Consider the following 14,241-nt stretch of genomic DNA (forward strand, 5'->3'; position numbering starts at 1 on the left):
TTGACAAAAAGTCTCAGACTGCCGCTGTTATTTGACTAACGTATAGCGTTATTTTAAAAATTTCCGGAGAAATCTAATCCACTTGGGCTCGTATGCTTGGCTAATTGGAAGCCCTTTATAATAAATATTATAAGGGTCCATTGCCCAGAGCTTTAAAAGTCCTTCAGGAACATCATACTTATTTACAGGTGAGTTAAGATCTGCTCTAAAAAAATACTCATTACATGCAACACAGTACAAAATCAGCGATTTATCAGAGACGTATGCATAAACATTAAGCTCAGTTTTACAGGCTTCACATTTACACATCCGATTGCGGTTTAGCCAATCAATAAGTAATTGCATGTTATCCCTCTTCCCTCATTACAAACAGTATGTTTGATTAAAGAATTCAAGAACAACATCACAATATCCTATCCGTTATCTCGGTTAAGTTAGTTCACTTGTATACTTTTTAAAATTTCATTGAATTCTGCCTTGGCTTGTTGGCTAATCTTCGCTGGAAAAGCTGACACCAGGGTATAGATTTCATTATCTTTTTCGAATAAAACCATTTGATAAGTCAGCTTTTCATCTGTATCGCTCAAAGTATAGGTCAACTGTTTCGCATTAATTTTCCCTGCTTTTACGGACTGTTCTGTGATTTTCGAGGCATTCTTGTCCGTTATATCTTTTTTGACCAAGCTAATATATTCTTCAAGGTTCATACCTAATTCAGTCTTACTATAATGACTAATAATCAGCATGCTCTTCTCGGGTGAGATCAAGAACAACTGGCGATCTGCTGCATTCTCTACAGAAGAAGTTACATCACTCCAATCACTGTAGCCTGTGACCTTTATTTTTTTATCCTTGGTTGTAAAAGGCTGCTTCGTAGATATTGTGGCGGTCTGAATCTCCGCGAGCCAGCTCACCTTCGCGTCCACGGCCTCGCCGATGAAACGTAATGGCACGTAAGTACTTCCCTTGATGTTAGCAGGGGCTACTGTCAGTTTCTTCTGATTGCCATTAATCTCAGCAGTTGTTGAACCCAGTTTAAGCTTGATCAGCGTACCCGGTTTGCTTCCTTTAATCGTTTGCGTTGTGGAATCCCACTCAACCTTCAGTCCCAATGCTTCAAAAATAGCACGGAACGGAACCATGACCGATCCATTTTGCCGGATGGGCGGAGCTTGGAATGTCATACGCTCACCATTCAAATGCACCATGATTTCGTCGGGATTTGAAGGCGGTGCAGGTTCTGTAGTATCTTCATCAAGCACTTCGACGCCTTTGGCAGCGAGCGCGGTCAGGATTTTCTGTGCACCTGCATTCAGAGGATTATGGCTGATGGCAACCTCCTTAAGCTTCGGAAGAGTAGTTAAGACGCTAATATCCTCGACCAGATTATTCTCAAAGTAGACATGCTCCAGCTCCGGGTGATTTCTTAGCGGTTCAAGAGACTGGATGTGGTTATCTCTGATGATTAACCAGTTCAGATTGACTAATGGTTGAATTGGCGTCAGATCTTTAAGCTGATTATTGCCGATTAACAGATCGGTTAATTGCGTTAATCCTGCTAGTGCATCAAGCTTCTCTATGTTGTTCGAATCAAGATTAAGCTGCTCCAGCCGGGACAACTCCTGCAAAGGCTCAAGCGCAGTGATCCGATTGTCATTCAGAGCCAGGAAGGTGACTTTATGCAGCTTTTGAAGGGGCTCAATGTTGGTAATGCCCAGCCCAGGGAGCATTAAGCTTTTCATATTAACAGCGAGCTCTAGTCCGCTTAGACTGTTAATTTTCTGCTCAGGATCTTTAGGATAGAGGGAGGTTAGGCTCTGCAGATCTTCTGTGGTAAGGGGCGCGGCCGGCTTCTTCAGCTCGATACGAATTGCCTGTTCCAGATTCTTGTCTGAGATGAGAGCGGCTTCTGCAAATACGGATGGAATAGAAACGAAGCATAGCAGAAAAGCAAGTACAGCGGTGGATGCAAGTTTGATCGTCTTACACAAAATAAATTCACTCCTTGAAATGTCATAGTGACTAGATTCGACATTTATCTACCTTTTCCTTTAAAGGAGCATAAGGGAGTACTCTGCAAAGTATTTTTTGCAAGAGGAAATGGTTGGATTTTCTACACTTGCAGATGGACGATTAGGCCATAGTAGGATAGGAGTTGGAAAAAAGGCACTTAATTTTGCATATTTGCTGCTAAGGAGCGAGACTGAAGCTATTTAGTTGTACAATTTCCACTTGCTTCCTCCGTTTCTGCTAAAATCAATAAAAGAAGATACGTTTATCCACCTACTTGCTGCCAAGTAACTTCGACAACTAGGTAGACCATACCAAAAAGGCACCCCGCTGACGGGGCACCTTATCTTGAATATGTGATTATAGCCGGTTAAGTTAGGGTGGATTGCAGGAGCATGCGCTTAGGCCTCCAACTCCTCTGTGGTCCAGTGCAGCTGGACGCCGAGTGCAATCAATTGCTGCTGATAAGCCTCCAGATGCTCCGTATTTCCCCTGACCGCCGATGGTTCGACCTGTTGCCTGATGGCATAAGCCGCAAGGGCTCCCGCCGCTTCGCCGATGTTCCATTCCGTGGGGTGCAGGCGGTAGCAGCCATTCGCAATCTGGGTCATGGATATGTTCTTGCAGGCCGGGAGCAGGTTCTTGACCCTTACCGGGATTAATGCTCCAAGAGGAATCTCATAAGGATGATTCGGGATATAAAAGGTACGCTGGCTCACTGTCGTGGGATGAAGATCCAGATGATAGCTGCCTACCCCGACGCTGTCCTCATAGCGCTTAGGCCCGGCCGGTCCGCGCAGCTCCTTGCTTACATCCTGCTCCGCTATCGTGTACAGCCCGCGAATACGCCGGGATTCCCGGATATACGGGGCCTTGGCCAGCCCGTCCTCCGTGCCGAGCACATCCCCGCGCAGCCGTACACCCGGGTAGCCCTTCCCTCCGTCCAGGCGGGGCGCTTCGGTCTGAAGCCAGTACACAAGTGCGAGGGTGAGCTGCCGTGCTCCCTCCAGATGCCGCTTCCGCTCCTCCGGCGATACGCCGATAATTGGCCCGGCATAGTAATCGTTCAGAGCCCAGTTTAGCAGAGTGACTTCTCCGTCATTCAGCGGCTCCGTCCAAATTGCCGGGTCTACGATCCGCCGGTAATCCCACAGGGAGACAATCCCCTGCTCATTCGGGAACATCGTGAACTGCTTCAGCTTGGTCGTATCGTCAGCATCTGAAGCGTACCAGCTTAAGATCGGATATTGCGAGAACGAGGGGACATATTCGCGCCAGTAATCATAACCTCTTGGACGCGGGATTATAAAGTCTCCGCCCGGCACATAGTCCACCGCCGCCACATGGGTGATCGATTGCATGTCGAGCGGGTCCGCGAGTTCTAATGCGTGCGGCTCCCCTGTCTCGCTGCGGGCTTCTGCGCCGCTGACATGCTCCACTCCGGCCAGCGGCAGCAGATCGCCGCACTCCGTGGCATCCAGATAGTAGGCTCCCCTCAGTTTGATCAGGTCACCGCCCGATCCCTGCCGTACAGTCACTCCAGTAACGTAATTCCCTTCAGTATCGGCCGTAACCGGCACCGTATGATAGAGCACCTCAATCCGTCCGGTGTTCACATACGAAGCCAGCATCTCCTGCAGAACAGCCAGTGCCACCTTCGGTTCATGTGCCAATCGGCTGACCCAGCCGTTGCCGGGATTCAGTATAGGGTTGCTCCTGGCAGCTTCCGTAAGCGGATAATTCCGCCTGTAATACTCCCTGACTCTGCTGCGGAACTCCCGGTAAGCTGCGGTACTGCCCGATTGCTCAATCCAGCGGTGCTCATCCGGCGGCACGGCCTGGGAGGTCAATTGCCCGCCCAGCCAGTCCGTCTCCTCTGTCACAAGTACGCGCAGCCCTGCCTTGGCTGCGGCCAGTGCCGCCGCCGTTCCTCCAAGGCCGCCGCCGATAATTACAACATCCGAACACTTCTCCTGTTCGCCAGTCATCTCTCCATCTCCTCCCCGCCGCAGCAGTTAGATCTGCCTTGCGCCTTCGGCGCGGCGCAGCCGTTCCAGAGCCAGCCGGGCCGCGCCGAAGCAGCCTGCCCGGTTGCCCAGCTCCGCTGGCACGATCCGGGCGGCCAGACTGCCGTCCGCCTGCCCGGCCAGCAGCGGCCACCAAACCGCGCGGCTCTGGATGACCCCGCCGCCGATAATAATCAGCTCGGGGTCTACCGCCGCCCCGATGTTAGCTGCCACCAGCGCCAGGTCCGCTGTGAAGCGCGCAAGCACTGCCAGCGCTGCCGCGTCGCCCTGCTTCGCCGCCGCCATAATCTCCAGCCCGTGCGCATGCGCACGGCCGGTCTCCTCCAGTGCCAGCCGCAGCAGCGCCTGGCCGGACACATATTGCTCCGCGCAGCCGCGCTTGCCGCAATTACAGGGGCGGCCTCCCGGCACCAGCACGCTGTGCCCCCAGTCGCCACCGCTCCAGGCGGCTCCGCGCAGCAGCCGGCCTTCCGCCAGATTCGCCCCGCCGACCCCGGTGCCCAGGGTCAGCATGACCAGGCTCGCCCTGCCGCGTCCCGCGCCCAGCCAGGCCTCGCCCAGCAGCGCCGCGTTGGCATCGTTATCGGCCGCCGCAGGCCGCCCGAAAGCAGCTTCTGCCCACTGCGTAAGCTGCATGCCCTCCCAGCCGGGCAGATTGTCGGTGGCGTAGACCACCTCGCCCGTATTCGCATTCACCCTGCCCGCCGAACCAATCCCCAGCGCTTCCACGGCAGGATGCTCCGCCAGCAGCTCCTCCACCAGACTATGGAGCTGACCGAGAATAACCTCCCGGCCCAGCCGGGCCTCCGTGTCGCGCCCGGCTTCCGCCAGAACCACCCCCGCTTCATCGGTCACAAGCCCCTTGATGCCTGTCCCCCCGATATCTAAACCAATGACTTGCCGCATTCGCACCACCTCCACTACTGCGTCTGTACCACACAGAAACGGCGCTGCCATCCTTGTAGGAAAGGTAACTTTCTGGCGGCATAGAGCATGATCCCTGAGTAACAATACACCTGTAATCGGTTTTTCGATTACATCTGGCCGTCCGCCCACTCGCGAGCGCATTGTAATCGGTTTTCCGATTACATCTGGCCATCTGTCCTCTCGCCAGCGCATTGTAATCGGTTTTCCGATTACATCTGGCCATCTGTCCTCTCGCCAGCGCATTGTAATCGGTTTTCCGATTACATCTGGCCATCCGCCCACTCGCGAGCGCATTGTAATCGTTTTTTCGATTACATCTGGCCATCTGTCCTCTCGCCAGCGCATTGTAATCGTTTTTTCGATTACATCTGGCCATCTGTCCTCTCGCGAGCGCCTTGTAATCGGTTTTCCGATTACATCCAGCCATCTGCCCTCTCGTGAGCGCAATGTAATCGGTTTTCCGATTACATCTGGCCATCTGTCCTCTCGCCAGCGCATTGTAATCGTTTTTTCGATTACATCTGGCCAACGCGCTGTCCCCGACCCTAATGTGTTCGGTTTTCCGCCTACACGCCTCTTTCTCACACCCTAACTCAACAGACGAACTCAACGTCCGCTATATCACCAACGCTGTTCCCTTAACCGGCATGTAATATATAATTCATTTCTCCCAGTCGTTTCATTTCTCCCTACCGTTTCATTTCCCCCGCACCCTAATAAATCCGGTCAATAACCGCCCGGGCGGTCAGCTCCTTCATCCGCTTGGTCTCTTCGCCATGGAGCTGCTCCAGCCCCTGGCAGAGCAGGTCGATAATGAACAGCTGGGAGACCTTGGCCCCTACGGAGCCGCCTTCCAGCGGCGATTCCTTCCCGGCTGTCAGCAGCACAATGTCGGCAATTGAAGCAATCGGGGACTTGGCGTAATTAGTCATGGCAATGACTTTGGCCCCATTGTGCTTGGCCTTCATAAGCATATCATTCGTATCCAGCGTGCTGCCCGATACACTGATGCCAAAAGCGACATCACCCGGTCCCATCGTCACCGCCATCATCGCCTGGATGTGGCTGTCGGAGCTGGCTTCGACCCGACGCCCGATCCGCAGGAAGCGGTTCTTGGCATCCAGTGCCGTGATCCCTGAAGAACCTACGCCGAAGAACTGGATATGCCGGGCCTGATCCAGAGCCTCTATTGCCTGCTGCAGCTGCTCCCGGTCCAGCATGCCCAGACTGGATTGCAGTACACCGACCATCAGGGAATACAGATGGTCGGCGTAATCCCCTTCGCCTGCCCCCTGCTCGCCGTCCGTCAGAGTCTGCCGCTTCGGCAGCCCCTGTGCGAGCATCAGCTTAAAATCCTGATAGCCCTTGAAGCCGATTTTGCGGCAGAAGCGCATAACGGTAGTCTCGCCCGTTCCGGCAAAATCGGCCAGCTCAGTCACAGACAAATAGATCAGATTATCCGGATGCTCAAGCACACACCGGGCTACCTTTTGCTCAGCTTTGGTCATGGACGGGTAATACGTGTTGATCCGGTCATTCATTTCCATTAAGGTTCATCCTCACTTTTCTCGCCGCTGCTGCGAACGGCCGGGTGATCATCTGCGGCCGGGTAATTGCGGAGCCTACCACCACCGCGTAGGCTCCGAGCTCCAGCGCTGCCTCCACTTGGGCGGGCTGGCTGATCCTGCCTTCGGCGATGACCGGAATCTTCAGCCGCCGTGCAGCTTGCTCCAGCAGCTCCAGATTCGGCCCTTCCTGCTGGCGGGAATACAATGTATATCCCGACAAAGTGGTCGAGACACAGCTGACCCCAAGCGACTCGGCGTATAGCGCTTCCTCCAGAGTGGAGATATCCGCCATGGACGCTGCCGGGCTTGCCTTCAGCAGGTCTATGATCTGCTCCAGCGTAGAATGCTCCGGCCGGGTCTGCCGGGTCCCGTCAAAAGCTATAATATCCGCCCCCGCTTCCAGGAGTTCCTCAATCTCTCTAAGCGTAGGGGTAATATAGACGTCCGAATCCGGGTAATTGCGCTTCACGATGCCGATCACCGGCAGCGCAACCGCCTGCTTGATCGCCCGCACATCTGCTGCCCCGTTCGCCCGGATGGCGATGGCTCCGCCCTCCGCAGCCGCCACGGCCATCCGGGCCATGATCTCCGGCCCGTGCAGCGGCTCATCCGGCAGTGCCTGGCAGGAGACAATCAGCCCGTGGTGCAGGCTTTCCAGTATATTTTTGCTCAGGGTCCCCACCCTCTCTCTCGTATTCTACATCCATTGAACAAGTACAACATCAGAATTTAACAGTAAGAATTACTGTACCCAGCCGCATGCCAAGGGCTTGCGATGCCCCGTTTAAGGTATACGCGATATGCTTAAGTGCATTCTGTACAATTAAATCATCTGATGTTCCGCTTACGATTCGTTTAGTTGTATTTTGTACATTTAAAATGCCTGCAGTGCCTGTGTTTTGGCCCATTTGGGAAATTTAGTTGTACAGACTACATTTAGAGGAGTAAATCTATCCATTTCCTTGTTTTTAATTGCACAGAATACACCTATCTCTGAATGTTTGCTTCAATTGAAAATGGATAGAGTCAACTCGCCCTCACAAGGGCACATACTCTACAGTTAAGCCCACCTCGAACATCCGGTTCCAAGGCATATAGCAATCGGTAATCTTCACGCTCCCCGATGGACTGTCAATCCGGCCAGCCAGCTCCTCACTCAGCCGTTCCTGTACTCGGGCAGCCACGCGCCCGCGCGGTCCGTCCAGCTCATATTTGCCATAGCCCATCTCCTGCACAGGGCCATCACTAAGCTCTCCGCGCACTACCGAACAATAGCATACATCTTCGGCATAGCGGAGCGCCAGGAAATCCAGATGGCCAGTTGTACGTCCGTAGATCAGATAGAACATCGCCTGCGAGATTACGGTTCCCAGCGAGTTGGAGCTGGTATTCCAGGCGGCGTATCCGGCCAGGTCGAACAGCAGGTTCTTTTGCCGCAGCATCTTAACCAGCTTCTGGTCACCGCCATTGGCATACCCGACATCTGCTACAGCCACCGGTATCTTCCGTTCACGAAGCAGATGCTCCCCGTACTCCACCAGCTCCATCAGATTCCGGTAGATATCATAGCTGAAGTAAGCATGATGCTGCGACACCGCCTCCGCCATCGTCTCCCCCGGTGTACTGACCAGCAGAACCAGATCTGCCTCCGCAGCACTGGATGCAATCAGCCCCCCAGCCGCCAGAATCTGATACTTCAATGTCTCATAGAAAAAGCGGTCCTCGAACAGCGGCGTCACAAACGCCCCCTGCACAGCAGACAAGCGCGGGTACACTAGCGGCCTCCGCCCTTCGGCCATGTTCAGCATTCGGGCGAGCAGTGTGCAGCCCACCTCGTCTGCTCCAGGATACATATAGACCTTAAGCTCCAGATCAAGCGCCGTAATCCGTGCCCGTACCTTCTCCTGATCCTTGGCGGTATGCCCGTACGGGGCCGAATCATCCTGCGGCACAATCATGAAGTCGATTACTCCGTCACTCACCAGCTCCAGCGCCTGCTTGTTGGCTTCTATATTAATCGCCCGGCGGCCAAGATAATCCTGCAGCACCTCTGCCGGGAGCCGGAGATCGATATCAGCCAGCTCGCGAATCTCTTCATCCGTGGCAATGCCCAGCTCCAGCCGGTGGCCGGTACAGCCTTTGCGGAAGATATCCCGGCCCCAGTCGGCATAATAATCGGGCTCCTCATCCGAGAGGGAGTACTGCGGACAACGCATAATGAGCTGGAACGCATACAGCTTCAGCTGCGGATAACGCCGCCGGATCTCCCGCAGCCGCTCCAGGCGTGCCGCCAGCACTTCAAGCTCCAGCTGGTGCAGCCGCGAGGGAATGATACCGCCGTAGAGCAGCGTATCCAGCGCGACCACCGCACCTTCCGCACCTTCACAGGCAGCCTCAAACCAGGACCACAGCTGCTCAACATCACCCGGACGTTTCTTCAGGCCCATAATCCCGGCGGGCGGACGCTCTACCGTATAATCTGTTCCCTGAGCCAGCAGATACGGGAATTCATAATTGCAGGGCCGCTCATCGAGCGGAACCAGAATCAGCTTATGAAGCTTAGTCATGTCTGTCCTCCTCCTTTGTCGCTTCCTTCAAATCCTACTTAATCTCTTCTTCCATCTCCGGCAGCCCGATCCCCAGTGCCTCAGCCGCACGCACGGCCGCATCACTGCCGAGGCGTACACCGTAGCTGCGGCAGGTCTCCAGGCGCTGGTAAACTTCCGCCTGTGCCTGCGGGTTCAGCGGGTCCGTGAGCTGTCTGCGCACAGCCCGCCACAGCATAGCATCCCCGATGGCCCGGCACAGCCAAGGTCCAGCTTCTTCTATGAACTTGGCATTGTCTAATCCGCCAAGCCGCACGGCAGTCTGCTCCAGCCGGCTGAAATAGGCGTCCAGCCGCTCCAGATCGCGCTCCGCCAGCGCATCGTCCAGGTCCCGGTAGCCGCCGGAATACAGGCGGCTGTTCAGATTTTGGCGGCAGAAGAACATCATGTCCTCCGCAAGCTCTCCGGCAAATTCACGCACGGACAGCTCCCAGGACAGCTCCGGCATGTAACGCTCGCTGTTCCACATATAGTGGGCCATCGTGCCCAGCGTGATCTTGGAGCATTCCCACTGATTCATCGGATTGGCGACGACCGCTGTATGCCCGTACCTGCCGAGCCGGGAGCTGCGCCCGCGCACCGGATCGAGGAACAGCCGGTCCTTGTCACAGTCATTCACCGGAATATTGTCCCACAGCCACAGCTCATGCCCGTAATAATTGAAGTTATCCTCCGCATGTCTCCGGCCGATCTCCGGGGCGAAGACGAAATATCCGGTCCAGAACACCTTGACAGCGGGATGAAGCTGCTCAAGGATATCCTTCTTGTACTCCGTGTTCCAATACGACCAGTATTCCGAAGGACACATCGCCAGGGTGAAGTGCGGCAGACATTCGGCTAAGTAATCATAGACCCGGTTCGTCACATAAGCATGGGCGGTCCCGGAGCGCTCCAGGAACTGCTTGTTGTCACCTTGGAGCACATAATCTATGTCATCCATTAATAGTGCGAAATGCCGCACTCCAATCGCAATCATGGCCGCAAGCTTCTCCTCCAGCTTCAAGAAATCCGCACTGCTGCGGAATTCCAGATCATTGCCCGGGCTGATACAATAGTAGAAATCCACCAGATGCTTGTCGCATTCCCGCTTCAAGTCATGAATCTTGGCAAACACTTCATCCGGGTAGGGCTCACGCCACAGCTTCCGGTGATAAGGATCATCCTTCGGCGCGTACATGAACGCGTTCATCCGGTGCTCACTCATATATCTCACCGAATCCATCCGGTCCGCGAAGCTCCAGGGTACGCCATAGAACCCTTCAATAATGCCCCGCACCGGAAAAGAAGGCTCATCCTCCACCGTAACCACCGGCAGGCGGCAGCAATCCTCCTCCGCGGTAAGGAGCATTGTCAGCGCATCCAGCCCGTATTTTAGCCCCCGCCGGTTAGACGCAGCAATGACCAGCTTCGCGTCCTCTCCAATCACAAGCCGATAGCCGTCCGCAGCAATCCCGCCGTCATACTCCAGCATCAGCTGCGCATTGCCTTTATCGGCGGTGGCTACGCCCGGACCGGCCGGTTCCAGAATTGCGATGTCTCCGTCTTCTTCCATCAGACCGTGGACATCCTGATTCATGGCATACCGCGAGGCCAATTCACAGCGCAGCTGCGGCCCCTCCACGGTCAGCTCTTTCCCTTGCGAATAAAAGTCGCGGAACAAATACTGGCAGTCCCGTAACGAAATTCCCATTGAGTTATGCCTCCTTAGTTAGCCTTTTATCGCGCCGGCAATCCCTTCCATATAATACTTCTGCGTGAACAGGAACACGAGGATGATCGGCAGCACCGAGATCATGGTTCCGGCGGCAATCCAGCCGAAGTTATAGGAGAATTGCCCGTTCAGATACGTCAGCGCCGCAGCGAGCGGATACTTCTCCGGGTCGTCCAGTACGACAATCGGCCACAGGAAGTTATTCCAGAACGCCATGACCTCCAGTAATCCAATCACCGCAATCCCCGGCTTGACGAGCGGCATGACCAGTTGGATGAAGATCCGCAGCTCGGAGGCCCCGTCCATTTTACCCGAATCCCGGATGTCTGCCGGAATACCCAGGAACGTCTGCCGCATCAGGAAGATATTGAACACGGACACCGCAGCCGGAAGAACAACGCCGAAGAACGTATTGCCCAGCTGAAAAGCCTGAATCGTCAGATAATGCACAATCATGGCGGTTGCCGACGGAATAATCATGGTCGAGATCAGCAGTGTGAAGACCAGATTCCGGCCCTTGAACCGGAAGGCAGCCAGCGGATACGCCGTCAGACAGGACAGTATAATGTTGAACACGACTCCCAGCAGCGTGATGATGACCGTATTCAGAATGTAACGCGGGAAATTCATGAAGTTCCATACCTGCACATAGTTGTCGAATGCAATGAAGGTGGGCAGAATCGCCGGCGGGTTCGCAAACACGTTGCGCCCCGGCATCAGCGAGACGCTGAGCAGCCACAGGAACGGACCCATCATGAACAGGGCGAGCAGGATCAGCAGAAGATAAGTAATCAGAACACGTAAGCTACGCGGCATCAATAGGAATTCACCCCGCCTTTCCGGTTCAGTCTGAATACGAGTACACTAAGCGCTCCCACCATCACACTGACGATCAGCCCGAGCGCCGAGGCATAGCCGAAGTTGAACTGCTCCAGCCCTTTTTGGAAAATATAGACGCTTGAGGTCAGCGTGGACGTCCCCGGCCCGCCCTTGGTCAGAATGTAGACCTCATCGAATACCCGGATCGCGCCCATGACCGAGATCAGTGTGCAGAACAGAATATGCGGGCGCAGCAACGGCAGCGTTACATGCACAATCAGCCGCAGCGGCCCGGCTCCGTCTACCCTAGCAGCCTCATACAGATCTGCCGGAATGCCCTGAAGCCCGGCCAGATAGAGCATCATGTAATAGCCGAGGCCTTTCCACATCGTAATGAACATTAAAACATACAGCGCCGTGCTGCTCGTGGACAGCCAGGAGACCTGCTCACTGATAATCCCTGCCTTCAGCAGCAGGTAATTGACAACTCCGTTATTGCCGAGCAGCCAGCTCCAGATCAGCGCCACCGCAACCATTGAGGTCACGACCGGTATATAGTAGGCGGCCCGGAACATTTTGACTCCAGGAATCCGGCTGTTGACCAGAATCGCCATTAAGATCGAAATGATCTGGATCACCGGCACAATCAGCACATACACCAGTGAATTCCACAGTGAAATCAGGAAATTATGATCCTGGAAGGCCCGGGTAAAGTTATCCAGACCCACATAATTCGTCTCGGCAATGACCGAATAGTCTGTTAATGAGAGCGGTACTCCGTATATAATCGGCCAAAAGGTAAACACCGCCAGAAACAGCAGCCCCGGCGCCATAAACGCCCATGCAGTAAAAGATTCAGACCGAAACCCCTTGTACACCCGCTACACCTCCCACTCCTTCAAGTACCCTCAATTGAATCGGGGGAGAAACTCCCCCTTATCAGCTATGCTTCAGCAGCTTAGGAACCCTGACTGATAATATTATTGACTTCCTTCTCTACCTTGTTCAGCGTCTCCTTGATGTCTGCGCCGTTCATCAGAATCTCCTGCAGGCCCCGTGCAAGTGCAGAGTTGATATCTGCGGCGCTTGGGACTCCGACCATATAATCGGTAGCCTTGTCGAGACTCTGCGAGGAAGCCACCTTCGCTTCAGCTTCGAGTGAACCGTCAGAGTCGGTGAAGAACGGATCTTGAATCGACGCCTTGCTTGACGGCAGTGTGTTGGCGACCCTGGAGAAGGCTGTCTGGTTCTCGGCGTTCGTAAGGAAGGCGGCGAATTCGACTGCCTGCTGCGGGTTCTTCGACTTCTGCGGCACCACCAGGTTCATGGAGTTGGAGAGACGCAGATTTGCCTTGCCTGTCGGCAGCGGGACAGCGATGGTGTTCTTGTAGACATCCGGCGCGGAGGTCTTAATGAAGTTAATGAACGTCGGGCCGGATAGCTGGAAGGCCACCTGCTCACCGGAGAAATACTGGATTTGCTTGCTGAAGTCCGCATCCTCCTTGAGTACCACGCCTTCCTTCATCAGATCGCGCATCTGGGTGATCATGGCCTCGGCTTCCGGCGTATTGAAGGCTGCGGCCGTCTTGTCCTCGTTCAGAATCGGGATGCCGTCAATCGGGAACAGCTTGGAGACCAGCTGCTGTGCATATCCCGCAGCCCCGGTCTTCTCATGAACCTGGCGGGCCCACTCCACTAGCTCCTCGCGGGTCTGTGGCGGACTGGCAGGGTCGAGGCCGGCCTTCTCTACCAGCTTTTTGTTCATGAACAGCACCTCTGTGCCTGTGTACCAGGGAAGCGCATAAGCCTGGCCGCCCAATACCGTAGAATTATAAATCCCCTCAAAATAACTCTTCGCCTGCTCATCCGTCAGGTACTCGTTCAGATTCAGCAGCGCTCCCTTACTGCCTAACTGGCTGGCGAATTCGGTGTTGAGATTCACGACATCGGGACTCTTGCCGCTTGCTGTACTAGTCAACAGCCGTTGCGAGATCGCATCATAGGGATAGTCCTTCCACTCCACCGTCACCCCGGGGTGACTGCTCTCATACTGGGTGATCAGATTATTGAAGTAATCATTGAACGTAGGCTGAAGTGCAATCGTCCAGAATTCAAGCTTCACCGGCTCTGCCGCAGCCGTAGCTTCAGCGCCCGTGCCTGGTGCTCCGGTGCTTCCGGCATCCGTTGTCCCCTTGGTGTTGCCATTTCCTCCGCAAGCCGCAAGCAGCATAGACATGGTCAGCAGCAGCGATACTGTGAAGCTCTTTCTGTTAGTTCCCACACCACATTCCCCCTCAGATTAAGTGTAAGGCGAGCGCCCTTCCCGCGTCAGGATTCCTGACTTATTGCTCCCTCTTTGCAATGAGTATAGCAGAATTCGGATTTAAATAAAGTATTTTTCCTAAAATAAAATAAATAAAGAAATAATTTTTCTTTTTTGAGTTCTAAAATCAGATTTAAACGAATGGAGGGTCCGTTAATCACCCATGTGACCACTTTCTTCCCTGATAAGAGCACCTCAGTCCAAAACGCTAAGCCAAACGCCCCTGAAGAACACCGCCCGCTTGGAAAAA

Annotated in this window: 10 protein-coding genes; all 10 read right to left on the minus strand. The window is 54.3% G+C overall.

The annotated features are described in order from the left end of the window. Nucleotides 1–434: 434 nt before the first annotated feature. On the minus strand, nt 435–1,991 hold the full coding sequence (locus tag NSU18_RS03520) for a stalk domain-containing protein (protein ID WP_341148235.1): 1,557 nt from the start codon (nt 1,989–1,991) through the stop codon (nt 435–437). 420 nt (nt 1,992–2,411) lie between these two features. After that, a complete protein-coding gene (locus tag NSU18_RS03525; protein ID WP_341148236.1) occupies nt 2,412–3,998 on the minus strand; it encodes an FAD-dependent oxidoreductase in 1,587 nt (528 codons plus the stop codon). Between the two features lie 27 nt (nt 3,999–4,025). Beyond that, nucleotides 4,026–4,943: an ROK family protein gene (locus NSU18_RS03530; protein ID WP_341148237.1), complete on the minus strand. Its 918-nt coding sequence runs from the start codon at nt 4,941–4,943 to the stop codon at nt 4,026–4,028. Between the two features lie 734 nt (nt 4,944–5,677). Continuing rightward, nucleotides 5,678–6,511, minus strand: a complete 834-nt coding sequence (locus tag NSU18_RS03535) for a MurR/RpiR family transcriptional regulator (RefSeq protein WP_341021906.1) — start codon at nt 6,509–6,511, stop codon at nt 5,678–5,680. Further along, the gene (locus tag NSU18_RS03540; protein WP_341150977.1) at nt 6,498–7,205 is read right to left on the minus strand and encodes an N-acetylmannosamine-6-phosphate 2-epimerase; all 708 of its coding nucleotides are present in this window, start codon (nt 7,203–7,205) and stop codon (nt 6,498–6,500) included. Before NSU18_RS03540 ends, NSU18_RS03535 begins: the two co-directional genes overlap by 14 nt. A gap of 364 nt (nt 7,206–7,569) precedes the next feature. After that, nucleotides 7,570–9,099 (minus strand): DUF4127 family protein, encoded by a 1,530-nt coding sequence (locus NSU18_RS03545; protein WP_341148238.1) that lies wholly within the window; start codon nt 9,097–9,099, stop codon nt 7,570–7,572. 34 nt (nt 9,100–9,133) lie between these two features. Next, entirely contained in the window at nt 9,134–10,828 is a 1,695-nt protein-coding gene (locus NSU18_RS03550) for a protein O-GlcNAcase (RefSeq protein WP_341148239.1), read from the minus strand. Nucleotides 10,829–10,846: 18 nt separating this feature from the next. Then, on the minus strand, nt 10,847–11,665 hold the full coding sequence (locus NSU18_RS03555) for a carbohydrate ABC transporter permease (protein WP_341021901.1): 819 nt from the start codon (nt 11,663–11,665) through the stop codon (nt 10,847–10,849). Next, the gene (locus NSU18_RS03560; protein WP_341148240.1) at nt 11,665–12,546 is read right to left on the minus strand and encodes a carbohydrate ABC transporter permease; all 882 of its coding nucleotides are present in this window, start codon (nt 12,544–12,546) and stop codon (nt 11,665–11,667) included. The genes NSU18_RS03555 and NSU18_RS03560 overlap by 1 nt, the downstream gene beginning before the upstream one ends. Before the next feature lie 80 nt (nt 12,547–12,626). After that, a complete protein-coding gene (locus tag NSU18_RS03565; protein WP_341148241.1) occupies nt 12,627–13,949 on the minus strand; it encodes an ABC transporter substrate-binding protein in 1,323 nt (440 codons plus the stop codon). Nucleotides 13,950–14,241 lie beyond the last annotated feature (292 nt).

The organism is Paenibacillus sp. FSL H8-0048 (genome assembly GCF_038002825.1).
Lineage (GTDB): Bacteria > Bacillota > Bacilli > Paenibacillales > Paenibacillaceae > Paenibacillus_AQ.